A 23,492-nucleotide genomic window follows, 5' to 3' on the forward strand; every position below is an offset into this window, starting at 1 on the left:
GCCTCACACCTGAGCGGGCTGCGCGGCCTCCGACGTGGGCGCGGTCACCGTCGGCGACGGAGCCTTCACGGACTCCGGCCGCGCGTCGGCGGACTGCTTGCGCACCGACTTCAGCAGCACGGTGAGCGCCGCCGTGACGCACGTACCCACCGCGATCGCGACAAGGTACAGCCAGGCGTTGCCGATCAGCGGGACCACGAAGATGCCGCCGTGCGGGGCCCGCAGTGTGGCGTCGAAGAGCATCGACAGGGCGCCGGTCACACCGCCGCCGACGATCGACGGGACGATCACGCGGAACGGGTCGGCCGCGGCGAACGGGATGGCGCCCTCGGTGATGAAGGAGGCGCCGAGCACCCACGCCGCCTTGCCGTTCTCCTGCTCGGTCTTGGTGAACAGCTTCGGTCGGACGGCCGTCGCCAGCGCCATGGCCAGCGGCGGAACCATGCCGGCCGCCATCACGGCCGCCATGACCTTGAGGGAGCCGTCGTTGGGGTTGGCGAGGCCGCCGACGGCGAAGGCGTAGGCGACCTTGTTGAGGGGGCCGCCGAGGTCGCTGGCCATCATCACGCCGAGCACGACGCCCAGGATGATCGCGTTCGAGCCCGACAGCGAGCCCAGCCAGTCGGTCAGGCGGGTCTGCACCCAGGCGATCGGCTGGCCCACCACGGCGAACATCAGGAAGCCGACGAGAGCCGACGAGACGAGCGGGATCACCACCACCGGCATGATGCCGCGCAGCACATCAGGGACCTTGACCCGCTGGATCGCCATGACCAGCGCACCGGCGATCAGACCGCCGACGAGACCGCCGAGGAATCCCGCGTTGATCGTGACCGCGATCGAACCCGCGACGAAACCGGGCACCAGACCCGGCCGGTCCGCCATGCCGTACGCGATGAATCCGGCGAGCACCGGCACCAGGAAGGCGAAGGCCGCCTGCCCGGTCCAGTACATGAGGGCCGCCCAGCTGTGCATCGAGCCCCAGTTGAAGGCGTCGACGACGGACTGGACGTCGGTGTTGGCGATCTTGTAGCCGCCGAGCGCGAAGGAGATCGCGATCAGCAACCCACCCGCCGCCACGAACGGCACCATGTAACTGACGCCCGACATCAGCCACTTGCGGAGTTTTGTGGCGTAACCGTCCGACGGTTCGCCGGAGTTGTCCACAGGTGTGGATGACGTGGGGGCGGTGGTTTCGCCGCGGGCGGCTTTTTCGCGGAGTTCGGCGATGAGTTCGGCGGGGCGGTTGATGCCGGCCTTCACGCCGACGTCGACCGTGGGCTTTCCGGCGAAGCGGTCCTTCTCGCGGACGGGGACGTCGTGGGCGAAGATCACGCCGTCGGCCGCCGCGATGACCGCCGGGTCGAGTCGAGTGAAGCCGGAGGAGCCCTGGGTCTCGACGACGAGTTCCACGCCGTCGGTGTCGCGGCCGGTGTTCTCCAGGGACTCGGCCGCCATGTAGGTGTGGGCGATGCCGGTGGGGCAGGAGGTGACGGCGACGATGCGGAAGGGGGCGTCGTCGGCGGCGACGGCGGCGCTGTCTTCGGGGGTGTCCTCGGGCTCGGGTTCCGGGGGCGGGGTGTCGCCGCGTATCAGGGACGCCGCCGCTCCGGCGTCGGTGGCCGCGCGGAGGGCGGCCTTGAAGTCGTCGTCCATCAGCTGGCGGGCCAGGGAGGACAGGATCGTGAGGTGGGCGTCGTCCGCGCCCGCCGGGGCCGCGATCAGGAAGATCAGGTCGGCGGGGCCGTCGGGGGCGCCGAAGTCGATGCCGGTGGCGCTGCGGCCGAAGGCGAGGGTCGGCTCGGTGACGTGGGCGCTGCGGCAGTGCGGGATGCCGATGCCGCCGTCGAGGCCGGTCGGCATCTGGGCCTCGCGGGCCGCGACGTCGGCGAGGAAGCCGTCGAGGTCGGTGACCCGGCCGAGGGCGACCATGCGTTCGGCCAGCGAGCGGGCCGCCGCTTCCTTCGTTCCGGCGGACAGGTCGAGGTCGACCAGGTCCGCGGTGATCATCTCCGTCATCGCGGGCTCCTCTGCCTACGCATGGGTGGGGTGACTGTTCCGGTTCGGGCTGCCGTCATCGCACGGGCTCCTTCAGGGGGCGGTCCATCGGGACCTCCGACGTCAGGTCCACCGCGTCCGGGCGGAGGTCCTGGGGTGTCGGCATGGCGCTGCCGGGCAGTTGGACGGCTGCGGCGCCGTGGGCGACCGCGGAGGCGAGGGCCTTCGGGCCCGCGCCGCCGGCGATGAGGAAGCCGGCGAGGGAGGAGTCGCCCGCCCCGACGTTGCTGCGGACCGCGTCGACGGGGGCGGAGGCGAACCAGGCGCCGCTCGCGTCGACGAGGATCTGCCCGTCCGCGCCGAGCGAGGCGAGCACGGCGGCCGCGCCCCACTCCCGTAGTTCCTCCGCGGCCTTGACGGCGTCGCCGACGGTGGCGAGCGGGCGGCCGACGGCCTCGGCGAGTTCCTCGGCGTTGGGCTTGACGACGTCGGGGCGTTCGCGGAGGGCGGCGAGGAGCGCGGGTCCCGACGTGTCGAGGGCTATGCGGGCGCCCGCGGCGTGCGCGCGGGTCACCAACTCGGCGTACCAGGAGGGCGCGAGGCCGCGCGGGAGGCTGCCGCAGCAGGCGATCCAGGCGGCGCCCGCGGACCGCTCCCCCACGGTGCTCAGGAGCAGTTCGGCTTCGGCGGGGGTCAGTTCGGGGCCGGGCGCGTTGATCTTCGTGAGGGTGCCGTCCTGCTCGGCGAGCGCGATGTTCGAGCGGGTGTGGCCCTCGACGGGGACGGGGGCGACCGGGATGCCCTGGCCGTCGAGGAGTTCGGCGACGAGGGCGCCGGGTGCGCCGCCGAGCGGGAGGACGGCGAGCGTGGGCGCGCCGGCGGCGGCGACGGCCCGTGACACGTTGACGCCCTTGCCGCCCGGGTCCATGCGCTCGCCGCTCGCGCGGACGACCTCGCCGCGGTCGAGGCCGGGGACCTCGTAGGTGCGGTCGAGGGAGGGGTTGGGGGTGACGGTGAGGATCATGCGCGTGCCGTTGCCTTCGTGCTGGGGGTGGTGCGGGTGGTGGGTGCCGGTCATACGCGGAGCACCTCCGGGCCCGCCGCCTCGATCGCCGCCGCGTCCTCGGGGGCGAGTCCGGTGTCGGTGATCAGGAGGTCGACGTCGGTGAGGTCGGCGAACCGGGCGAAGTGTTCCTGGCCCCATTTCGCGGAGTCGGCGAGGAGCACGACGCGGCGGGCGGCGGCGACGGTGGCGCGCTTCACGGAGGCCTCGGCGAGGTCGGGCGTGGTGAGTCCGGCCTCGGCGGAGAACCCGTTGGCCGCGAGGAAGAGGACGTCCGCGCGGATCTCCCCGTACGCGCGCAGGGACCAGGCGTCGACGGCGGCGCGGGTGCGGTGGCGGATGCGGCCGCCGACGAGGTGGAGCTGGATGCCGGGGTGGTCGGCGAGGCGGGCGGCGGTGGGCAGCGAGTGCGTGACGACGGTCAGGTCGGACTCGACGGGGAGGGCGGTGGCGAGGCGGGCGACGGTGGAGCCGGCGTCGAGGATGACGCTGCCCTCGGCGGGGAGTTCGGCGAGGGCGGCCGCGGCGATGCGGTCCTTCTCGTCGGCGGCGGTGCCCTCGCGCTCGGCGAGGTCGGGCTCGAAGTCGAGGCGGCCCGCCGGGATGGCGCCGCCGTGCACGCGGCGGACGAGGCCCGCGCGGTCGAGGGCCTTGAGGTCGCGCCGGATGGTCTCGGCGGTGACCTGGAACTCCTCGGCCAGCGACAGCACGTCGACCCGGCCGCCGTCGCGGGCGAGGCGGAGGATCTCCTGCTGGCGCTCGGGTGCGTACATGTCCGGTTACCTGTGTCCTCTCCGGCGAGCTCGGCGGGCCCTGCGGGCGTGCCCGAATGTGTTGCTCTTCGCTGAGACTACGGCCGGATTTCGGGAAAGTAAACAGGTTCGGGCATCGGGCAGACATGAACGGGCATCCGTGCAGGCGTCTGCATACGACACCTGCGCGTCGACGAGTGCGTACGACGAAGGGCCCGGACCCCTCGGCGGGGTCCGGGCCCTTCGTGGGGCGGGGCCGTTACTGGCCCATCACGTACTTCACCGTCGGACCCGTGGTCCAGCCGCCGTCCACGGCCAGCTCGGCGCCGGTCATGTACGAGGAGTCGTCCGACAGCAGGAACACGACGGCCTTCGCGATCTCGTCCGCCTCGCCGACGCGGCCCATCGGGGTGTTCGGGTAGTTGCCCTCGCCCTGCTGGATGCCGACCTGCGCGGTCATCGGGGTGTACGTCATGCCGGGGTGCACGGAGTTGACGCGGATCCGCGCGGTGCCCTGCTCGACCGCGGCGATCTTCGTGAGGCCGCGGACGCCCCACTTCGAGGCGCCGTACGAGGAGGTGAGCGCGAGGCCCATCAGGCCCGCCGCGGAGGAGATGTTGACGATGGAGCCGCCGCCGGCCTCCTTCATCGCGGGGAGGGCGGTCTTCATGCCGGCGAAGACGCCGACGAGGTTGACGTCGAGGACCTGGCGGAAGCGCTCCACGCTCTCCGTCTCGAAGGGCATGCCGGTGGAGATGCCGGCGTTGTTGACCAGGCCGTGGAGGGCGCCGAACTCGCTGGTGGCGTGGGCGATCGCGGCCTGCCACTCGGACTCCGACGTCACGTCGAGGTGGAGGTAGCGGGCGGTGTCGCCGAGTTCGGCGGCGAGGGCCTTGCCCTCCTCGTCGAGGACGTCGCCGATGACGATGTTGGCGCCTGCGGTGGTGGCGAGGCGGGCGATCTCGGCGCCGATGCCGCGGGCTCCGCCGGTGATCAGGACCGTCTTGCCGGTGAGGTTGTTCATTTCGGCTCCCTTTGGGTTGGGTTCCCCGTGGTTGACGTCTCGGGGCTCCGCCCCGGTGGGTTGCGGCCCCCGTGCCCGACGACACGGGGCTCCGCCCCGGACCCCGCTGCTCAATCGCCGCAGGGGCTCGAATGCGTCCGCCCGACACCGTCCGTCAGGACCGGCGCCAAGCGCGACAGATGGTCGAGGGCCAGGGCCGAAGGGCCCTCCGGGCCCGTCGGTGGGGCGTCCGAGAGGGACCAGGTCTCCACCGCGACGCGGATCGCCGTCGTCGCGATGCCGGCGAGGAGGCGGAGGGAGGCGGGCGGGGCAGACGTGCGGTCGGCGAGGACCGTGAGGAGGGTCGACTCCGAGACGCGGCACGTGTCGGCCCAGACGGCGCGCAGCGCGGGGCTCTCCTCGGTGAGGCGGAGGAGGGCGCGGACCCAGTGGAGGGACGCCGCGTTCGCCGCGTCGTCGCCGGCGAGGGCGCTCGCGGCGGCGTGCCGCAGCGCGTCGGACACGGACAGCTCGGCGGGGGCGTCGCGGACGGCCTCCGCCCACTGCCGGGCCCCGGAGTCCAGGAGCGGCGCGACCGCCTCTTCCTTGGTCGCGAAGTAGCGGTAGAAGGTGCGCGGCGCGACGCCTGCCGCGCGGGCGATGTCCTCCGCGCGCGTGGCCCGCAGGCCGTCCCGCGTGAACAGCTCGGCCGCCGCACGGGCGATGTCCAGGCGCGTGGCGGCCTTGCGCCGCTCCGTGAGCGTCGGGTTCGTCACCGCAGTACCTGCCATAAGGACATGGTATGTCTCTATGGCACAATCTGCCACCGCCGAGTAATGACCATGCCAAGGGGCTCGGCCACCAACCCACGTGAGCGAGGCGAGAGCAGTGCGGCGGCGGCACTTTCTGAAGACGACGGGCCTGGCGGGCGCGGGGGCGGGCGCGAGCGCACTGGCCCTGACCGGCTGTGGTTCGGGCGACGGGAGCGCCGACGGCGACAAGGTCTCGCTCAGCCTGCTCGTCTCCAGCTACGACAAGAGCGTCGGCGCCTCCATCGGCGACCAGTGGGACGACGTCGTCCGCGCCTTCGAGAAGAGGCACCCGGACATCCACGTCGAGGTCGAGCGCGTGCCGTTCCTCAAGATCGACACGGTGCTCGCCCGCCGGGTCAAGGACGGCCGCGCGCCCGACATCGCGCAGGGCCACCTCTTCGCCCCGTACGCGGAGGACGGCCTGCTGTACCCGGCGGAGCGGCTCTTCGACGTGCCGACGCAGGCCGGCTTCATCCGCTCGTTCGCCGACGCGGGCCGGGTGAACTCCATCCAGTACGGCATCCCGATCCTCGCCAGCACCCCGCGCCTCTTCTACAACACGAGCCTCTTCGAGCGGGCCGGGATCGCGGGCCCGCCCCGCTCTTGGGCCGAACTCCAGTCGGCCGCGCGGGCGTTGAAGCGGATCGGCGTGCCCACCCCGTACGCCCTCCAGTTCGGCCCCGAGGCCGCGGAGGACGAGCTGCTCGCGTGGCTGCTCTCGGGCGGCGGCGGATACGCGGACACCGGCGGCTACGACTTCGCGTCCGCCGAGAACAAGGCGACGCTGACCTGGCTGCGCGACGAGCTGGTCCGGCCTGGGCTCGCGGGCGCCGACCCCGGGAAGCTCACCAGGACGCAGGCGTACGCGCAGTTCCTCGGCGGCAGGGCGGGCATGATCATCGCCCACCCGGTGCTGCTCGGCGCGGCCGACAAGGCCCGACTGCCGTACGCGCACGCCGCGTTCCCGCTCCGGAAGGGGAACGAGGCGGCGCCTCCGGTGGGGCTCAACGACTGGATGATGGCGTTCCAGAGCGGCGGCCACGTCAAGGAGGCGGGGAAGTTCCTGACGTTCCTCTTCAGTACCGGTTCCGCGAAGACGTACGGCGGGGCGCAGGCGACGCTGCCGGTGACCGTGAAGGCCTCCGACCAGCTGCGGGCGGACCGTTCGCAGCGCAAGCTGTGGAAGTTCGTCGACCAGATGCCGGACGCGGAGTTCCACCCCGTGGGCCTGCGCTCGTGGCCGAAGGTCCGCGCGGCGGTGCGGCAGCGGATCGGCGCCGCGGTGGCGCCGGGCGGCAATCCGGCGCAGGTCCTCGAGGCTCTCGACAACGTGAGCCCCGAGGACATGTGACCGGTCAAACCAGTTCCGGCTCCCGCCGCTCGTCCTTCTCCTGCCCGGCCTCCGCGGCGGCCGGGCTCCCGGCCTCCTCCGCACCGCCGGACGCCTTCGGCAGCGCGAACATCAGGGCGAAGATCCCGACGAGGATCCCGGCCACCCACACCAGGGCGCTCCGGAAGCCGTCCACGAACGCCGCGTTGCCGACGCCCTGCGCGAACCTGTCCTCGACGACGTTGAAGAAGACGACGGAGACGAGGCTGAGGCCGAGCGCGTTGCCCATCTGCATCACCGTGTTGATGAGTCCGGACGCCGAACCGGAGTGCTCGCGCGGCACCTCGGAGAGCACCGCGTCGGTCAGCGGGGCGACGATCAGGCCCATGCCGACGCCCATCACGACCAGCGGCAGCGCCATCTGCCAGGCGGCGATGCCGAGCCCGTAGTGCCCGGCCTCCGCCACGTAGATCAGCACGCCGACCGCCATCGTGAGCGCGCCCGCCTGGAGCACCTTGCGCCCGAAGCGCGGCACCAGCTTCTGCACCGAGATCCCGGCGGCGACCGACACCGCGATCGAGAACGGGACACCGGTCAGGCCCGCCCGCAGCGCGCTCCAGCCGAGGCCGAGCTGCATGTAGAGCGTCCAGGTCAGGAAGAAGATGCCGGTGACGATGCCGAAGACGGTCTGCACGGCGATGCCTGCCGCGAAGCTCTTCACCTTGAACAGCGACAGCTCGATCAGCGGCGACCCGTCGCGCCGCGCCTTGGCCTTCTCGTAGGCGACGAGTACGCCGACGATCACGACGGACGCCGCCATCATCACGTACCCCCACAGCGGCCAGCCGTTCTCGCGGCCCTGGGTGAGCGGGTGGACGAGCGCCAGCATCGCGAGGGTGACCAGGGCGACGCCGACCAGGTCGAGCTTCAGGGCCTTCGGGGCCCTGGACTCGCCGATGACGCGCGCGCCGAGGATCAGCGCGGCGATGCCGACGGGCAGGTTGATGAGGAAGATCGGACGCCATTCGAGGCCCGCGATGTTCCACTCGGTCAGCAGCGCGCCGAGCAGCGGCCCGGTCACCGCGCCCATGCCGACGATCGCGCCGAACAGGCCGAAGACCTTGCCGCGTTCGTGCGCGGGGAACGTCGCGTGCACGATCGAGAGGACCTGCGGCACCATCATCGCGGCCATGCCGCCCTGGAGGATCCGCGAGGCGACCAGCATCTCGGGGTTCGCGGCGAATCCGCACAGCGCGGAGGCGAGCGTGAAGCCGGCGACGCCGAGCAGGAAGAGCCGCTTGCGGCCGAAGATGTCGCCGAGCCGGCCGCCCGTGATCAGCAGGGCGGCGAAGGCGAGCGCGTAACCGGCGGTGATCCACTGGATCTGCCCGGTGGAGGCGCCCTCGTCGTGCTGGATGGTCGGCAGGGCGACATTGACGATCGTGACGTCGACGAGGTCCATGAACGCCGCCGTCATCACGATGGCGAGGGCGAACCAGCGCCTGCGGTCCGCCTCGGGCGGGGCTTCGGGAGAAGTGGTGCTGCTCGAAGAACTCATGCCTGGAGGCTAGGAGCGATATAGGTCATAAGAGTTCCTAGTTCCCGGGCATGCTGGGCCCATGACGAAGACGACAGGCACCTCCACCGTGACGGCGGCGCGGCGATGACCGGGGCGACGGGCGCGCAGACGCCCGTACGGCTGCTCCAGCTGCTCTCTCTTCTCCAGACGCCCCGCGAATGGCCCGGCAGCGAGCTCTGCGAACGGCTCGGGGTGAGCCGCCGCACCGTGCGACGCGACGTCGACCGGCTGCGGGAGCTGGGCTATCCGGTCCAGGCGACGCAAGGCGCGCTCGGCGGCTACCGGCTGGTGGCGGGCAAGGCGCTGCCGCCGCTGGTCCTCGACGACGAGGAGGCGGTGGCGATCGCGGTGGGCCTGCGGGCGGGCGCGGGCCACGCAGTGGAGGGGATCGAGGAGGCCTCGGTGCGGGCCCTGGCCAAGCTCGAACAGGTGCTGCCGTCGCGGCTGCGGCACCGCGTGGCCACGCTCCAGGCGGCCACCATCCCGCTGACCTCGGGCGACGGCGCCACGATCGCGCCCGAGACGCTCACGGTGATCGCCTCGACGGCGGCGGGCAGCGAGCGGCTGCGCTTCACGTACCGGGCGCGCGACACGGCGGAGTCGCGGCGCCTCGTGGAACCGCACCGCCTGGTGTCGACGGGCCGCCGCTGGTATCTCGTCGCCTACGACATCGACCGCGACGACTGGCGCACATTCCGCGTCGACCGCATCTCGGACCCCTTCGCCACGGGCGCCCGCTTCGCCCCGCGCGAGGTCCCGGAGGGCGACGCGGCGGAGTACGTCCGCCGGGCCACGTCTTCGTGGGCGGGCGGCACCCCTTACGAACTCGACGTGGAGTTCGACGCCCCGGCGGAGACCATCGCGGCGCGGGTGCCTTCGGCGATCGGCTCACCCGAGCCCTTGCCGGAAAACCGCTGCCGCCTACGAACGACCACGTCCGACCCGGTGCAGTGGATGGCAGTGCGGTTGGCGATGACGGGCATCGACTTCAAGGTACGAGGCCCGGAGGAACTGACAACAGCGGTACGCGAGTTGGGAGCGCGACTGACCAAATCAAGCCTCGCCGGCGATTGAGGCGCGGGGCCCGGGGCAGAGCCCCGAGGCCTCAACCCCGGTCGACCGCAACATCAGGCGGCGGCATCAAATCCCGTGTCGCGCGCCAACTTCTTCAGCTCCAGAAGCGCGTGCTTCTCGATCTGCCGGATCCGCTCACGCGTAAGACCGTGCTCCTTGCCGACCTCCGTGAGCGTCCGCTCGCGCCCGTCCTCGATCCCGTACCGCATCTTGATGATCGACGCGGTGCGCTGGTCGAGCCGGCCGATGAGGTCGTCGAGCTCCTCGCTGCGCAGCAGCGTGAGCACGGACTGCTCGGGCGACACGGCCGACGTGTCCTCGAGCAGGTCGCCGAACTGGGTCTCGCCCTCGTCGTCCACCGACATGTTCAGCGAGACCGGGTCGCGGGCCCAGTCCAGGACGTCGACGACGCGCTCCGGCTTCGCGCCGAGCTCCTCGGCGATCTCCGCGGGCTCCGGGTCGCGGCCGTGCTCGCGGTTGAACTCGCGCTGCACGCGGCGGATCCGGCCCAGCTCCTCGACGAGGTGGACGGGGAGGCGGATGGTGCGGGACTGGTCGGCTATGGAGCGGGTGATGGCCTGACGGATCCACCACGTCGCGTACGTGGAGAACTTGAAGCCCTTGCGGTAGTCGAACTTCTCGACCGCGCGCACCAGGCCCGCGTTCCCCTCCTGGATCAGGTCGAGCAGGGGCAGACCCGACCGCGGGTAGCGGCGGGCGACCGCCACGACCAGGCGCAGGTTCGACTTGATGAAGATGTCCTTCGCCTTCTCCGACTCGGCGACCAGAGCTTCCAGCTCCTCGCGGGACGCCTTGTCGGCGGCCTTGCTGTCGGAGACCGTGCCGTCGAGGATCTGCTGGGCGTAGACACCCGCCTCGATGGTCTGGGACAGCTCGACTTCCTTGGCGGCGTCGAGCAGCGGTGTGCGCGCGATCTCGTCGAGGTACATGCCGACCAGGTCGCGGTCGGCGATCTCCCCGCCTACGGCGCGAACACTGCGTGCCGCGTCGGTCTCGCCGGAGGCGGCGGACTTACGACGGGCTACGGCACGGGTTGCCATGCGTGCTCCCTTGCGGTGGTAGGTCGGCTGTACGCCCCTTGAAGGGGCCTTACGGGTGCCCTGCATCCGATGGAATCAACGACTGGAATCCGGACAGAATTCCCAAGCCGCCCATCTTTTTTCTGATCATGCAGTACCCTGTCGCGCCACACCGCGCGAAGGAGGGGGACCAGATGGCGTCCGGGTCCACAGAGGTGCAGGTCAGGCCGGGAGTGGAGGGTGACCTCAGAGCCCTCACGGACCTCTACAACCACTATGTGCGTGAGACGCCCATCACGTTCGACACGGCCGTCTTCACTCCCGAAGAGCGACGTCCTTGGCTGCTCTCCCACCTTGAAGACGAACGGCACCCGCTCCTGGTTGCGACGCAGGCGCCCTCGGGTCGGATCATCGGCTACGCGACGGCGAGCCCGTTCCGCCCGAAGGCCGCGTACGCGACCTCGGTGGAGGTCACGGTGTACCTGGCACCGGACGCGGGCGGGCGCGGCGTGGGCACGCTCCTCTACAAGGCGCTCTTCGAGGCCCTCGCCGGCCAGGACGTGCACCGCGCGTACGCGGGCATCGCGCAGCCGAACGAGGCCTCGGCCCGCCTCCACGCCCGCTTCGGCTTCCGGCACGTGGGCACGTACCGCGAGGTGGGCCGCAAGTTCGACCGGTACTGGGACGTGGCCTGGTACGAGAAGGAGCTGTGAGGCCGACGCGCGGCCGGCTCAGCCGAACTGCACCGAACGCTTCGCGAGCCCCATCCAGAAGCCGTCGATCACGCTCCGCTGCTCCCCCAGCTCGCCGAAGGCGTCCGCCGCGCCCATCGTGACGAACAGCGGGGCGAAGTGCTCGGTGCGCGGATGCGCGAGCGCGCCCGCGGGGGACTTGTGCGTGAAGTCGAGCAGCCCGTCCACGTCACCGGCGTCGAGCGCCCGGTGCCCCCAGTCGTCGAACTCGGACGACCAGGCCGGGATGCCGCCCTGGCGCAGCGCGGCGAGGTTGTGGGTGAAGAACCCGGAGCCGACGATCAGCACGCCCTCGTCGCGCAGCGGGGCGAGCCTGCGGCCGATGTCCATGAGCCGGGCCGGGTCGAGTGTGGGCATGGAGACCTGGAGGACGGGGATGTCAGCGTCCGGGTACATCTCGACGAGCGGCACGTACGCGCCGTGGTCGAGCCCGCGGTCCGGCACGTCCTGCACCGGGATGCCGGGCGCGCGCAGCAACTTGCGCACGGAGTCGGCCAGTTCGGGGGCGCCCGGCGCGGCGTAGGTCACCTCGTAGTAGTACTCGGGGAAGCCCCAGAAGTCGTAGACGAGCGGCACGGTCTCGGTGGCGCCGAGGGCCAGCGGCGCATTCTCCCAGTGCGCGGAGATCATCAGGATCGCGCGGGGGCGCGGCAGGTCGGCGGACCAGGCGGCGAGCTGGCCCGGCCACAGGGCGTCGTCGGCGAGCGGCGGGGCGCCGTGGGAGAGGTAGAGCGCGGGCATGCGGTTCACGACGTCCTCCTTGAAGTTTCAAGTTCTGGGGTACCCCAAAAGTAAGCCTTCTTTGTTTAATATTCAAGGAGGAGGTCTACGATGGGACATATGGAGCAGACGGAGCGGACGGACCAGCACGGCGGCGGCGCGGAGACCACCTGGCTCAGCGAGGACGAGCAGCGCACCTGGCGCGCGTACCTCCATGCCACCACGCTCCTCGAGGACCACCTCGACCGGCAACTCCAGCGCGACGCCAAGATGCCGCACATGTACTTCGGGCTCCTGGTCAGGCTGAGCGAGGCGCCCCGGCGCCGGCTGCGGATGACCGAGCTGGCGCGCGAAACGAAGATCACCCGCTCCCGACTCTCGCACGCGATCGCCCGTCTGGAGAAGAGCGGGTGGGTGCGGCGCGAGGACTGCCCTTCCGACAAGCGCGGCCAGTTCGCGATCCTCACGGACGAGGGCCTCGGCGTCCTGGAGCGGACCGCGCCGGGACACGTGGAGACCGTCCGCCAGGCCCTGTTCGACCGGCTCAGCCCCGAACAGCAGAAGTCCCTCGGCGAGATCATGATGATCGTCGCCGAGGGACTTCAGCCGAAGGAGGCCGGGGCGGACCTCCCCTGGCTCAGGTGATGACCCGGGCGGTCAGTGCGCGACCACCGGCACCAGGACCTCGTCCTGCGCGCCCTCCGTGTCGCCGGATGCCGCCGCCGAACCCGTGCCCGGGGCGCGGGTGTTGACGAGCGTGAAGGCGATCAGGGACGCGACGACCAGGATGCCGACGGCCCACCAGATGGCGTGCGTGTAGCCGTCCACCATGGCCTGCGCCTGGAGCAGCCGCTGGTTGGTGGCGCCCGCCGCGTGGTCCGCGATGTACGCGGTGGTGGCCGAGGCCGCGATCGTGTTCAGCAGGGCCGTGCCGATGGCGCCGCCGACCTGCTGCGAGGTGTTGACCATCGCGGAGGCGACACCCGCGTCGCGGGCCTCCACGCCGATCGTGGCGAGCGACATGGCGGGCATGAACGCCGTACCCATGCCGAGGCCGAGCAGCAGCTGGGCCGGGAGGATCAGCGCCGGGTACGACGAGTCCACCGACAGCTGGGTCAGCAGCAGCATGCCGAGCGCGGCGAGCAGGAAGCCCGGGCCCATCAGCAGCCGCGGCCGTACGCGGGTCATCAGGCGGGCACCGATCTGCGTGGAGCCCGTGATCATGCCCGCGATCATCGGCAGGAACGCGAAGCCCGTCTTGACCGGCGAGAAGCCCTTCACGACCTGGAGGTAGTAGGTCAGGAAGAGGAACAGGCCGAACATCGCGATGACGGCGAGGCCGAGCGAGGCGTAGACACCGCCGCGGTTGCGGTCGGCGACGACGCGCAGCGGCAGCAGCGGGTGCTTCACGCGGGCCTCGACGGCGACGAAGGCGAGCAGCAGCACGGCCGCGGCGACGAACATGCCGATGGTGGTCGCGTCGGACCAGCCGTTGGTCTCGGCGCGCGTGAAGCCGTAGACGAGCGAGACCAGGCCGAGCGTCGAGAGCAGCACGCCGGGGATGTCGAGCGGCGAGCGGTTGCGGCCGCCGGCCGGCTCACGGATCACGAAGTACGCGCCCGCGGCGGCGATGATCGCGAACGGGATGTTCACGAAGAACGTCCAGCGCCAGTTCAGGTACTCGGTGAGGAAGCCGCCGAGGATCAGGCCCACGGCGCCGCCGCCACCGGCGATCGCACCGTAGATGCCGAACGCCTTGGCGCGCTCCTTGGCGTCGGTGAACATGACGGCGAGCAGGGACAGGGCGGCCGGCGCGAGCAGTGCGCCGAACAGACCCTGAAGGGCGCGGGCGCCGAACATCATGGCCTCGTTGGCCGCGGCGCCGCCGAGCGCGGAGGCGAGGGCGAAGCCGATCAGGCCGGTCACGAAGGTGCGCTTGCGGCCCCACAGGTCCGCGATGCGTCCGCCGAAGAGCAGCAGGCCGCCGAAGGCGAGCGCGTAGGCCGTGATGACCCACTGCTTGTTGCCGTCGGATATGCCGAGGTCCTGCTGTGCGGCGGGCAGGGCGATGTTCACGATGGTGGCGTCGAGGACCACCATCAGCTGGGCGAGCGCGATGAAGGCGAGGGCCTTCCAGCGCCGCGAATCGGGTGCCGTTTCCGGCAAGGGGGTACCCACAGCGGGACTCCAAGTCGTGAATAAGCGTGAGAAATCGGTTGGTGACGAAGCTGGGTGATGCGGTGCCGCGTCGATGCGGTTCTGCGGTACTGCGGGAGGACAGCGCGGCCGGACGTCAGTCCTGGCGGAGGTCCTCCAAGGTCGCTGCCTCGCCCGGGAGTTCCGAGCGGGCGGGTGCCATCAGGCCGTCGAGGAACAGCTGAAGATGGCGGTGGACGTAGCGGTCGAAGTCGAGACACCCGGTGCCGGGCAGCGGCCGGGTGAGCTGGGAGAGGGCGACCATCAGGTCCCCGACGCCGACGTCGGAGCGCAGTTCACCGGCCGTACGGGCCCGTTCGATGAGCTGCTCGACGGAGTCGGTGAGCCGGTCGCGGGCGGCGACCAGGTCCGGATGGTCCTTGTCGAAGGTGGCGTTGAGCATCGGGCACAGGGCGCCGATCCGCTCGTCGGCCGCGGCGTGCACGAACGTCCGCAGCGCGTCGAACGCGGTGGCCTCGTCGGCGTCCTCGGCGGCGAGCCCCCGCTCCGCGTGCTCGGTGATCTGGTCGGTGACCGTGATGACCACGTGGTGCATCAGCTCGCCGCGGTCCTTGAAGTTCCGGTACAGCGTCGCGTTGCCGACGCCCGCGCGGCGGGCGACCTCGTCGAGCGGGAGGACCGGACCGTGCTCCACGAGCAGCTCGCGCGCGGCGGCGACGATCCGCTCCCGGTTGCGCACGGCGTCGGCCCGCGGGCGCGGGACGCGGCGCTGCGGCTTCTCGGTCGCGGTGGTCACGGCGGTCTCCTTCGGAGGTCTGCGGTATTCGGTGGTCTGCGGTGCCGAATCGGGGTGAAGCGGGGAGTCGCTCCCCGGTTCGTGCGGACACGGTTCTAAACGGGGAGTCGCTCCCCGGTTATTTCCCGGCCCTCATGTGACCTGCCTCACACGCTTCCGACCTCGGAAACCCACGATCGGCGCACCCAGCGAGCGGCCCGGCACACCCCGACACAGGGTGAGCGAAAGGGACCCGAGCGTGAGGCGGTGCGGATGCGAGTGCGTCGGATACGCGAGGGCCGTCGGCGCGGGGCACTGCTCGCCGTGAGCACCGCCGTGGCGCTCACCGTGACGATGACCGCGAGCACCGGCCGGCTCCTCGACGACTCGACGACCGCGGCCGGGCCCGTCGCCGTCTCCCGCGCGACGTCCCTCGCCCCCTGCATGATCCGCGGCTCGTTCGGCGTCCAGATGTCGGAGGGGCTGCCCACCGCCCCCGGCTACGCCCACTCCACCGGCACCGTACGAGCCCTCAACCTCATGGTCGACTTCCCCGACGCGCCCGGCGAGGGCTCGGCCATGGACCGGTTCGACGAGTTCTTCCCGCAGACCCGGAACTGGTTCCGCACCGGCTCCTACGGAAAGCTCGACTACGTCCCCGCCGCCCCCGTCGACCACTGGCTGCGGATGCCGAAGCCCTTCACCTCGTACGGGATAGACCGCGGCGCCCCCTACGACCCCGGGTACCGGGAGCTCGCCGACGACATCGTGGCCGCGGCCGACCCGGACGTGGACTTCTCCGACTACGACCTGGTGAACATCCTGGTCACCCCGAACGCGGGCCCCTCGGCGCTCGACACCGTGCTGTCCGTGACGTTCGCGGGGAACCACGAGGCGCCGGTCGCCGACGGGGTGCCGCTCGCCAACGCGTCGTTCGTGTACTCGCGGCAGGACGACGGATCCGGCTCGTACGCCAAGACGGGATACCGGGTGCTGCCGCACGAGAACGGGCACATCTTCGGCCTTCCCGACCTCTACACCCAGGAGGGCGGGGCGGCCGTCGGGCACTGGGACATCATGAGCGAGGACTGGGGGGTCGGGAACGACCTGCTGGGCTGGCACAAGTGGAAGCTCGGCTGGCTCGAAGACGACCAGGTCGGCTGCGCCGCGCAGGCCGGCACGACCGAGTACCGCCTGTCGCCGCTGGCCCGCGACGACGGCCGCTCCAAACTCGTCTTCGTCCCGCTCAGCCGGCGGACGGGCTACGCGATCGAGGTCCGCACCCAGGAGGGCAACGACGAATCCGTCTGCCGCTCCGGCGTCCTGATCTACAAGGTCGACGCGGACGTGGACACGGGCCAGGGCCCCGTCAAGGTCGAGGACGCCACCCCCGACAGCGGCGGCTGCACCCGACAGCCCAACGTCCACGCGGAACTCTCCGACGCCACGTACCAGCCCGGCGAAACCTTCCACTCCAAGTCCTCCGGCATCCGCGTCCGGGTGGGCGGCATCACGTCGACGGGTGAGTATCAGGTGTATGTGACGAGGGGGTAGGGGGGTGGGGGGAGCCTGCCCTCACGTGGACGCGAACCCCTCCCTCAGTACCCGCTTCAACACCTTCCCCGTCGCATTGCGCGGCAACTCCGTCTCCCGCAGCACCACATGCGCCGGAACCTTGAACGCCGCCAGGGACTTGGACGCGAACGCGCGGATGTCGTCCGGCGTGGTCGCGGAGCCGGCCCGGACGCGGACGACCGCCGCCACCTCCTCCCCGAGCACCGGATGCGGAACCCCGACGACCGCCGCCTCCAGTACGTCCGGATGGTCGTGCAGCGTCGCCTCGACCTCGACGCAGTGCACGTTCTCCCCGCCCCGTATCACCAGATCCTTGATCCGGTCGACGACACTGACCCGCCCGTCCGCGAGCACCGCCAGGTCCCCCGTGCGGAACCACCCGTCCTCCGTGAACGCCGCCTTCGTGGCCTCGGGCGCGTTCCAGTACCCCCGGATCAACGGCTGCCCGCGCAGGCACAGTTCGCCCACCTCCCCGTCGGGCAGCGCCTCCCCCAGCGGATCGACGACCCGCACCTCCACGGCGGGCGCGGGCCGCCCCACGCTCCCGGGCCAACTCCGGTAGTCCGCCCCCGCGTTGGACAGCACCCCGCCGAGCGTCTCGGTGAGCCCGTACCCGTTCCGCGGCTCGATCCGCTCCCCGTACCGCTCGGTGAGCCGCGCGACGATCCCCGGAGGGGCCGCCGCGCCGCCCGTGCTGAACCCCGTGAGGGAGGGCAGTTCGTCGCCCAGTTCCCGTGCCCGTTCGAGGAGTTGGAGGGCCGTAGCCGGTACCCCGCCGAAGCTGGTGACCCCGTGTTCGCGGATCATTGCGAGCGCCACGTCCGGATCCCATTTGCGCAGCACCACGATGGTCCCGCCGACCCCCATCGCGGCGTAGAACCCGGTGAACGCCGCGACGTGGAAGAACGGGAACGTCAGCAGCCCGATCGGCGCGGGCCCCTCCCCCGGCACGACACCCCGTACGAGCGCCGACCGCGCGGCGGCGTACCGCGGCCCGGTGATCGCCCCCATGTGGGCGTGGTGCGTGGCCACGGCACCCTTGGGCCGCCCCGTCGTCCCGGAGGTGTAGAGGATGGTGGCGTCGGCCTCGGGCGCCACGTCCACGTCGGGCGGACCGAGTTGCGGGTCGGGCGTCGGCAGGTCCTCGTACCGTTCGACCCGCTCGTCGCCCGCCGTCTCCCGGCCCTCCTCGTGGCAGACCACGGTCCAGGGTCGCGGGCTCGCCGCGTCGAGCCACGGCCGCACCCGCTCGTAGCGCTCCCCGTCGACGACGAGCACCCCCGGCCCGCAGTCGTCGAGCGCGTACGCGAACTCGTCTGCGGTCCACCACGCGTTGAGCGGCACCGCCACGAGCCCGGCGAGCTGCGCCGCCCAGAAGGCGACCTGCCACTCGGGGTGGTTACGCATCGCGATCACCGCGCGGTCGCCGGGCCGCAGCCCGTGGACGTCGGTGAAGCGCCGGGCCAGCGCGCAGGCCGCGGCGAAGAACTCCCCGTACGTCATCCGCCCGTGCTCGGAGACGACGAAGGGGGTGTCGCCGAACGCCCACGTCGTCTCGCAGAACTCGCGCAACGTACGGGGCCCGTCGGCATAGGAAAGGCGCCCGTCCTCGCCGCGTACGACGGCGAAGGGGGCGCCCGGAGCGGTCAGCAGCGCTTCCACGGAATCCACGGCATCAGCGTCCATGCCGGGACGGTACGTCCGCCGTCCCGGCCCGCGTCAAGGTACGTGCACCAGCCAACGGCCCCGCACCCGCGACCGCGCCTCCTCCTTCAGCTCTCCGACCGCGCCTCCTTCTTCAGCTCTCCGACCGCGCCTTCGCGTGCTCGGCCACCCGCTTGCGCGTCGCGTACCAGCCGATGACGAGCCCGACCACGATCAGCGGCGAGCAGTACACGGAGATCGCCGAGTCGCCGCCGCCGACGACCATGAGCACCACGACCGCGACCAGGAACACGATCGTCAGCCAGCTCGTGAACGGCGCGCCCGGCAGCCGGAACGAGGGGCGCTCCAGCTCGCCGCGCAGCGCCTTCCTGCGCAGCACCATCTGGCAGATCATGATCATGACCCAGGTGCCGATCATGGTGATCGCGGAGAAGTTGATGACGATCGCGAACGCCCGCTCGGGCACGATGTAGTTGAGGATGATGCCCGCGATGTAGCAGGTCGCGGTCAGCAGCACGCCGCCGTACGGCACGCCCTTCCTGCTCATCTTCGTCGTGAACGCCGGCGCCGAACCGGCCAGGCCCATGGAGCGCAGCACGCGACCGGTCGAGTAGAGCCCCGAGTTGCAGCTGGACAGCGCCGCCGTGAGGATCACGAAGTTCATGATGCCGCTGATGCCGGGCACGCCCAGCTTCCCGAGCAGCGTCACGAACGGCGACTCACCGGCCTTGTACGCGCTCCAGGGCAGCAGCAGGACGAGCAGCAGCACCGACCCGACGTAGAACAGCACGATGCGCCAGGACACCGAGTTGATGGCGCGCGGGATGACCTTGCGCGGGTTCTCGGTCTCGCCGGACGCGATGCCGACCATCTCGATCGCGGCGTACGCGAAGACGACGCCCTGGATGAGGACGATGGCGGGCAGCAGGCCGTTCGGCAGCATGCCGCCGTGGTCGGTGATCAGCTGCGGTCCCGTGCTGTGGCCGTCGACGGGGTGGCGGCTCGCGAGCAGCCAGCAGCCGATGCCGAGGAAGCCGAGGATCGCGGCGACCTTGATGATCGAGAACCAGAACTCGAACTCGCCGAACCAGCGCACCGAGATCAGGTTGGCGCCGAGCACCACGAGCAGCGCCACGAGCGCGAGCGTCCACTGGGGTATGTCGCGGAACATCGCCCAGTAGTGCAGATACATCGCCACCGCGGTGATCTCCGCGATGCCGCTGCACACCCAGTGCAGGAAGTAGACCCAGCCCGCCGTGTACGCGGCCTTCTCGCCGAGGAACTCGCGCGAGTACGAGACGAACGAGCCCGAGGAGGGCCGGTGCATCACCAGCTCGCCCATGGCGCGCGTGATGAAGAAGGCGAACAGGCCGGTGATCGCGAAGATGACCACGAGCGACGGGCCCGCGGTGTGCAGCCGCTCCCCCGCACCGAGGAAGAGGCCGGTGCCGATGGCGCCGCCGATCGCGATCATCTGGACCTGACGATTGCGCAGTCCGGCCGCGTAACCCCCCTCACGGATGGCTCCGGCCTCGGCCTCGCCGCCCGTGGTCACACTGCGTTCGGCTTGTGCTGTGCGCTCCATGGTTCTCCGACGTTCGTGCAAAACGGCATGCCGAACCCACGCACGCGTACGCGGGCACCGAAGCGCGGAAGCGCAGATGCGAACGCGGGCAGGCGTGTTCGGCGTACCTGTTGGACAGGACTGGTCCGCCGGATTCGGCGAACTACGAGATCGGAACGGATCCCGGTGGAGTGTGCCGCGGGTGGACCACGCGACGACACGCCACCTTAAACCGTTCGCGGGGGCAACTAATCCACGAGCCCGAGCAGCGAACCCGGGTGCCCGGCACCGGACTCGGCGAGCACCTCGTCGAGCGACTGCGCGCTCCGGATCGGGGCGAAGGTCACCTTGCCCGCTTCCGTCCCGTTCTCGGCACGGACATATCCGTACACAGCGGGCCGAGGCAGGCTGTTGTAGTGGAAGTGCGTCGAGAAGTAGTACGCGCCCGTGTCGTACAGCGCGACGAGATCGCCGGGCGCCAGCTCCGGCAGCTCACGGCCGCGCGCCACGAGATCCCCCGCGAAGCAGCACGGCCCGGCCACGTCCTGGACCAGCGGCGCGCTCGTCCGCGGCCTGCCCTCGGCGTCGTACGCCCCGACCCGCAGCGGCCAGGACTCGGGCACGAAGACGGTACGGGTCGCCACCTGCGCGCCCGCGTGCGTCACGGCGATCCGCCGCCCGCCGGACGTCTTGGTGTACTCGACGTGCGCGGCGATGAACCCCTGCTTGGCGAGGAGCGAGCGCCCGAACTCGGTGACGAGCGTGTACCGCCCGTCGAAGAGCCCGGGGACGGTCTCCCGCAGAATCCGCGCGTACGCGTCGAATCCGGGCGTGATCTCGTCCGACGCGAAGTTGACCGGCAGACCGCCGCCGATGTCGAGGGTGTCGATCTGCTGCCGCCCGACCTGCGCGTTGATCTTCTCGGCCAGCTCGTACGCGACCCGTACGCCCTCGGCCATCAGCTCAAGCGCGACGCCCTGCGAACCGGTGTGGGTGTGCAGCCGCGTCATCCACGGCCGCGCCCGGTACGCGCCGACCACCCACTCCTCCGCGCCCTCGTCGCGCAGCGCGACGCCGAACTTGGAGGTGGCGGTCGCGGTGCTCATGGCCCCGATCGAACCGCTGCCGACCTGCGGGTTCACCCGCAGCCCCACGGGCGAGGCGCTGGGGTTCGCCGCCACCAGCGCGTCGATCCGCGCCAGCTCCTGCGGATTGTCGGCGTTCACGGCGACGCCGGCGGCGAGCGCGTCCCGCAACTCCCCGACCGTCTTGGCGGGCGAGTCGAACACGATCCGCTCGGCCGGCACGCCCGCCGCCCGCGCCAGGGCCAGCTCACCGGGGCTCGCGACCTCGGCGCCGATGCCCTCCTCGTTCAGGAGCGCGAGCACGGGGACGAGCGAGGCGGCCTTCACGGCGAAGGTGTGCTGCACCTCCGCGCCCGTTCCGGCGAACGCTTCCTTGAGCGCCCGCGCCGCCTCCTTCACCCCGGCCACGTCGAGCAGCCCGAGGACGGGCGCGTCGGGACCGACGAGCCCCTGCTCGACGGCGGCCCGCAGAGCGGCGTCGCGGCGGTCGGCGGAGGCGGGGGGCTGCGGCATCAGGGGGTGTCCTGCCTTCTGTACGTGGTGGTGCTGTACGCGGTGCTGTACGTGGTGCTGTGGGGGCTTGGTCACTGGTCACTGTGCAGCGCGGCGGGGGGACGTGTCTGCGTGCGGCGGCACGAAGTATGCGGCGGGGGTGTTGTGGCCCGCCACAACGTGCGGCGCGCGCCGCTTCCGCCATGGTGCGTCACCACGACGGTGGGTGGCTGGTCGTGGTGCGGGGGCACCATGCGTGGTCCGGTCTCATGGCGATTCACCCACCGCCGCGACTCACGGCAACGGAATCAACCCGGCCTGCCGCAGCCCCAGCTCCACGACGAGCCGCACATCCGGGTCCCCCAGATCGATCCCGCCCACCTCACCGGCCCTGCGCAGCCGGTACCGCAACGTATTCGCGTGGATGCCCAGGTACCGGGCGGTGGCCCCGGCGTCCCCGAAGAACGCCAGGTGCGCGGCCACGGTGCGCGGCAGATCCGTCCCGTGCCGCTCGTCGTGCGCGAGCAGCGCCGCCACGGCGTCCCCGACCTGCGCCCCGACGGCATCCACGACCCGCTGCGCGTCCAACGCGAACCGCACGTCATCGGCGCCCGCCACCTCCGGCTCCCCGCGCCCGCACAACACCCGCAGCACCTCTACGGCCCCGGCCCGCGACTCCGCCGCGTCCTTCAGCCCACCGACGACGGGCCCCACGCCCACCAGGGCCCGCGCCCCGGCCCCGCGCACCACGGCGACGAGATCCCGCCCGAGCCGCTGGGCACCGTCCGCGCGCGCTTCCCCAACGAGCACGTCGAACCGCTCACCGATGTCAGCCGCGCCGGCAAATCCAGCCCCGCCGGCGCTTGAGGCGAATTCAGCCCCGCCGGCGTTTGAGGCGCGGGGCCCGGGGCGGAGCCCCGCGACCGGAGGACGTCCGACCGAAACCCCACCCGGTCCCGGCCGGTAGGCGAACGCCGGGACGCCATGCGCAGCAACCCGCAACCCCGCCGCCCGCAACGCCCGCTCCCGCACCTCCGGCCCCGCACCCCCCACGACCACGGCGGACAGCACCACGCACGGCTCCCCCGGATCGACCCCGAGCGCGGCCCCCACGGCGCCCACATCCGGCACCCGCTCCTCGAACAACGCCCGCACCGCGTGCCGCCGCCGCCCCTCGACCGACCGCGACCGCAACCGGTGATGCAACAGATGCGGCACCGCGATCGCCGCGGCCTGCCGCAACGCGTCCCGCGCCCCCTCCGGCAACGGCTCCCCGTCCGCCGCCGCCCACAGCGACCCGAGAACCTCCTCCCCGGCCCGTACGGCGACAGCCAACCGCTCGGGAAACCGCCCGTCCGCGGGCCGCAGCACCACGTCCCCCGCCCACAGCGCGTCGAGGAACCCGCTCTCCGCCAGCTCGGCCACCCGCCACCTCGGCACCCGCCGCCCGAGAATCGTCAGGCGCCGCAACGGGTCGGCGGTGTCGGCGGTCGGCGAGTACGCCAGCACGTTCGACTCGGGGTCCTCGATGGTGATCGCTCCCCCGACGAGCGCGGCCAGCGCCGTCGCCAGGGCCGGCAGATCCCCGAGCGCCACATCGACACCCGGCTCGGGCCCCCGCGCCCCGCCCGCCGCGAGCGCCGCCCGCAACAACCCGATGAGCTCCCCCCAGTCCACCCACGGCGCCCGCGCGAGCAGCGCCGTCGACACGCCCCCGGCCACCTCGTCCAGCAACGGCGACACACCCTCCGCGCCCCGCCGCACCACGAGCGCCGCGGCCCCGGCCCGGTCGGCGGCCCGCAACACCTCCGCCGCCGCGGGATCGGACGTATCGACCCCCACCGCGATGAGCACCCGCCCCCGTTCCTGAAGGCTCTCCCCCGCGTCGAAGACCCCGACCCCGCCCACGGCGACATCCGTCCCGCAGGGCGCCCGTACGACCTGTACGACGTCCTGCCCCACGACCCCGACGACCTGCGCCAACGTGGGTCCGCCGCCCGCCGCGGGCCTCTCCGACTGCTCCATGCCCCCAGTCTCACCGATCGCACAACCGGCG

19 protein-coding genes are annotated in these 23,492 nt (G+C 71.8%); 5 read left to right on the plus strand and 14 right to left on the minus strand.

Annotated features, from left to right (window positions below; all coding sequences use genetic code 11):
- Nucleotides 1–3: 3 nt before the first annotated feature.
- The 5 genes from ACTWJ8_RS17955 to ACTWJ8_RS17975 form a co-directional block, all read right to left on the minus strand.
- Nucleotides 4–2,019, minus strand: a complete 2,016-nt coding sequence (locus tag ACTWJ8_RS17955; protein ID WP_443264490.1) for a PTS fructose transporter subunit IIABC — start codon at nucleotides 2,017–2,019, stop codon at nucleotides 4–6.
- 55 nt (nucleotides 2,020–2,074) lie between these two features.
- Entirely contained in the window at nucleotides 2,075–3,022 is a 948-nt protein-coding gene (pfkB, locus tag ACTWJ8_RS17960) for a 1-phosphofructokinase (protein WP_443264927.1), read from the minus strand.
- 50 nt (nucleotides 3,023–3,072) lie between these two features.
- Nucleotides 3,073–3,834 (minus strand): DeoR/GlpR family DNA-binding transcription regulator, encoded by a 762-nt coding sequence (locus tag ACTWJ8_RS17965; RefSeq protein WP_356384092.1) that lies wholly within the window; start codon nucleotides 3,832–3,834, stop codon nucleotides 3,073–3,075.
- A gap of 238 nt (nucleotides 3,835–4,072) precedes the next feature.
- Complete coding sequence (locus ACTWJ8_RS17970; protein WP_443264492.1) at nucleotides 4,073–4,837, minus strand: glucose 1-dehydrogenase; 765 nt, start codon at nucleotides 4,835–4,837, stop codon at nucleotides 4,073–4,075.
- A gap of 110 nt (nucleotides 4,838–4,947) precedes the next feature.
- Complete coding sequence (locus ACTWJ8_RS17975) at nucleotides 4,948–5,607, minus strand: TetR/AcrR family transcriptional regulator (RefSeq protein ID WP_443264493.1); 660 nt, start codon at nucleotides 5,605–5,607, stop codon at nucleotides 4,948–4,950.
- A gap of 79 nt (nucleotides 5,608–5,686) precedes the next feature.
- Between ACTWJ8_RS17975 and ACTWJ8_RS17980 the strand changes: the two genes are divergently transcribed.
- Complete coding sequence (locus ACTWJ8_RS17980; protein ID WP_443264494.1) at nucleotides 5,687–6,979, plus strand: extracellular solute-binding protein; 1,293 nt, start codon at nucleotides 5,687–5,689, stop codon at nucleotides 6,977–6,979.
- Nucleotides 6,980–6,983: 4 nt separating this feature from the next.
- Here ACTWJ8_RS17980 and ACTWJ8_RS17985 read toward each other — a convergent pair whose 3' ends face one another.
- Nucleotides 6,984–8,516 (minus strand): MFS transporter, encoded by a 1,533-nt coding sequence (locus ACTWJ8_RS17985; RefSeq protein WP_443264496.1) that lies wholly within the window; start codon nucleotides 8,514–8,516, stop codon nucleotides 6,984–6,986.
- Between the two features lie 105 nt (nucleotides 8,517–8,621).
- Here ACTWJ8_RS17985 and ACTWJ8_RS17990 point away from each other — a divergent pair, with 105 nt between their 5' ends.
- Nucleotides 8,622–9,611 (plus strand): helix-turn-helix transcriptional regulator, encoded by a 990-nt coding sequence (locus tag ACTWJ8_RS17990; RefSeq protein WP_443264497.1) that lies wholly within the window; start codon nucleotides 8,622–8,624, stop codon nucleotides 9,609–9,611.
- Nucleotides 9,612–9,664: 53 nt separating this feature from the next.
- Here ACTWJ8_RS17990 and ACTWJ8_RS17995 read toward each other — a convergent pair whose 3' ends face one another.
- Nucleotides 9,665–10,672: a sigma-70 family RNA polymerase sigma factor gene (locus ACTWJ8_RS17995; protein WP_356384074.1), complete on the minus strand. Its 1,008-nt coding sequence runs from the start codon at nucleotides 10,670–10,672 to the stop codon at nucleotides 9,665–9,667.
- 173 nt (nucleotides 10,673–10,845) lie between these two features.
- Between ACTWJ8_RS17995 and ACTWJ8_RS18000 the strand changes: the two genes are divergently transcribed.
- Complete coding sequence (locus tag ACTWJ8_RS18000) at nucleotides 10,846–11,364, plus strand: GNAT family N-acetyltransferase (protein ID WP_356384071.1); 519 nt, start codon at nucleotides 10,846–10,848, stop codon at nucleotides 11,362–11,364.
- Between the two features lie 18 nt (nucleotides 11,365–11,382).
- Here the strand turns inward: ACTWJ8_RS18000 and ACTWJ8_RS18005 are convergent, their stop codons facing one another.
- Nucleotides 11,383–12,144 (minus strand): dioxygenase family protein, encoded by a 762-nt coding sequence (locus ACTWJ8_RS18005; protein WP_443264929.1) that lies wholly within the window; start codon nucleotides 12,142–12,144, stop codon nucleotides 11,383–11,385.
- Nucleotides 12,145–12,234: 90 nt separating this feature from the next.
- Between ACTWJ8_RS18005 and ACTWJ8_RS18010 the strand changes: the two genes are divergently transcribed.
- Entirely contained in the window at nucleotides 12,235–12,768 is a 534-nt protein-coding gene (locus ACTWJ8_RS18010; protein ID WP_443264499.1) for a MarR family winged helix-turn-helix transcriptional regulator, read from the plus strand.
- Nucleotides 12,769–12,780: 12 nt separating this feature from the next.
- Here ACTWJ8_RS18010 and ACTWJ8_RS18015 read toward each other — a convergent pair whose 3' ends face one another.
- Together ACTWJ8_RS18015 and ACTWJ8_RS18020 are read right to left on the minus strand one after the other, a co-directional pair.
- Complete coding sequence (locus ACTWJ8_RS18015) at nucleotides 12,781–14,289, minus strand: MFS transporter (RefSeq protein ID WP_443264501.1); 1,509 nt, start codon at nucleotides 14,287–14,289, stop codon at nucleotides 12,781–12,783.
- 127 nt (nucleotides 14,290–14,416) lie between these two features.
- Complete coding sequence (locus ACTWJ8_RS18020; protein WP_443264502.1) at nucleotides 14,417–15,076, minus strand: TetR/AcrR family transcriptional regulator; 660 nt, start codon at nucleotides 15,074–15,076, stop codon at nucleotides 14,417–14,419.
- 252 nt (nucleotides 15,077–15,328) lie between these two features.
- On the opposite strand from ACTWJ8_RS18020, the gene ACTWJ8_RS18025 reads away from it, so the two are divergent.
- Nucleotides 15,329–16,609: a M6 family metalloprotease domain-containing protein gene (locus ACTWJ8_RS18025; protein ID WP_443264504.1), complete on the plus strand. Its 1,281-nt coding sequence runs from the start codon at nucleotides 15,329–15,331 to the stop codon at nucleotides 16,607–16,609.
- A gap of 21 nt (nucleotides 16,610–16,630) precedes the next feature.
- Here the strand turns inward: ACTWJ8_RS18025 and ACTWJ8_RS18030 are convergent, their stop codons facing one another.
- From ACTWJ8_RS18030 to ACTWJ8_RS18045, 4 genes are all read right to left on the minus strand, one after another.
- Nucleotides 16,631–18,316, minus strand: coding sequence for a class I adenylate-forming enzyme family protein (locus ACTWJ8_RS18030; RefSeq protein WP_356384057.1), 1,686 nt, complete (start codon nucleotides 18,314–18,316; stop codon nucleotides 16,631–16,633).
- A gap of 112 nt (nucleotides 18,317–18,428) precedes the next feature.
- A complete protein-coding gene (locus ACTWJ8_RS18035) occupies nucleotides 18,429–19,880 on the minus strand; it encodes an amino acid permease (RefSeq protein WP_356384054.1) in 1,452 nt (483 codons plus the stop codon).
- A gap of 227 nt (nucleotides 19,881–20,107) precedes the next feature.
- The gene (locus tag ACTWJ8_RS18040; protein ID WP_443264506.1) at nucleotides 20,108–21,457 is read right to left on the minus strand and encodes a diaminopimelate decarboxylase; all 1,350 of its coding nucleotides are present in this window, start codon (nucleotides 21,455–21,457) and stop codon (nucleotides 20,108–20,110) included.
- Between the two features lie 273 nt (nucleotides 21,458–21,730).
- Nucleotides 21,731–23,461 (minus strand): PucR family transcriptional regulator, encoded by a 1,731-nt coding sequence (locus ACTWJ8_RS18045; protein WP_356384048.1) that lies wholly within the window; start codon nucleotides 23,459–23,461, stop codon nucleotides 21,731–21,733.
- Nucleotides 23,462–23,492: the final 31 nt, after the last annotated feature.

The sequence above is a fragment of the Streptomyces sp. SDT5-1 genome, from assembly GCF_052245995.1.
Classification (GTDB): Bacteria; Actinomycetota; Actinomycetes; order Streptomycetales; family Streptomycetaceae; genus Streptomyces.

Coding starts and splice junctions, on each gene's coding strand:
- ACTWJ8_RS17955 (WP_443264490.1), bottom strand. CDS start 2,019: ATGACGGAGATGATCACCGCGGACCTGGTCGACCTCGACCTGTCCGCC.
- pfkB (WP_443264927.1), bottom strand. CDS start 3,022: ATGATCCTCACCGTCACCCCCAACCCCTCCCTCGACCGCACCTACGAG.
- ACTWJ8_RS17965 (WP_356384092.1), bottom strand. CDS start 3,834: ATGTACGCACCCGAGCGCCAGCAGGAGATCCTCCGCCTCGCCCGCGAC.
- ACTWJ8_RS17970 (WP_443264492.1), bottom strand. CDS start 4,837: ATGAACAACCTCACCGGCAAGACGGTCCTGATCACCGGCGGAGCCCGC.
- ACTWJ8_RS17975 (WP_443264493.1), bottom strand. CDS start 5,607: ATGGCAGGTACTGCGGTGACGAACCCGACGCTCACGGAGCGGCGCAAG.
- ACTWJ8_RS17985 (WP_443264496.1), bottom strand. CDS start 8,516: ATGAGTTCTTCGAGCAGCACCACTTCTCCCGAAGCCCCGCCCGAGGCG.
- ACTWJ8_RS17990 (WP_443264497.1), top strand. CDS start 8,622: ATGACCGGGGCGACGGGCGCGCAGACGCCCGTACGGCTGCTCCAGCTG.
- ACTWJ8_RS17995 (WP_356384074.1), bottom strand. CDS start 10,672: ATGGCAACCCGTGCCGTAGCCCGTCGTAAGTCCGCCGCCTCCGGCGAG.
- ACTWJ8_RS18000 (WP_356384071.1), top strand. CDS start 10,846: ATGGCGTCCGGGTCCACAGAGGTGCAGGTCAGGCCGGGAGTGGAGGGT.
- ACTWJ8_RS18005 (WP_443264929.1), bottom strand. CDS start 12,144: ATGCCCGCGCTCTACCTCTCCCACGGCGCCCCGCCGCTCGCCGACGAC.
- ACTWJ8_RS18010 (WP_443264499.1), top strand. CDS start 12,235: ATGGGACATATGGAGCAGACGGAGCGGACGGACCAGCACGGCGGCGGC.
- ACTWJ8_RS18025 (WP_443264504.1), top strand. CDS start 15,329: ATGCGAGTGCGTCGGATACGCGAGGGCCGTCGGCGCGGGGCACTGCTC.
- ACTWJ8_RS18030 (WP_356384057.1), bottom strand. CDS start 18,316: ATGGACGCTGATGCCGTGGATTCCGTGGAAGCGCTGCTGACCGCTCCG.
- ACTWJ8_RS18035 (WP_356384054.1), bottom strand. CDS start 19,880: ATGGAGCGCACAGCACAAGCCGAACGCAGTGTGACCACGGGCGGCGAG.
- ACTWJ8_RS18040 (WP_443264506.1), bottom strand. CDS start 21,457: ATGCCGCAGCCCCCCGCCTCCGCCGACCGCCGCGACGCCGCTCTGCGG.
- ACTWJ8_RS18045 (WP_356384048.1), bottom strand. CDS start 23,461: ATGGAGCAGTCGGAGAGGCCCGCGGCGGGCGGCGGACCCACGTTGGCG.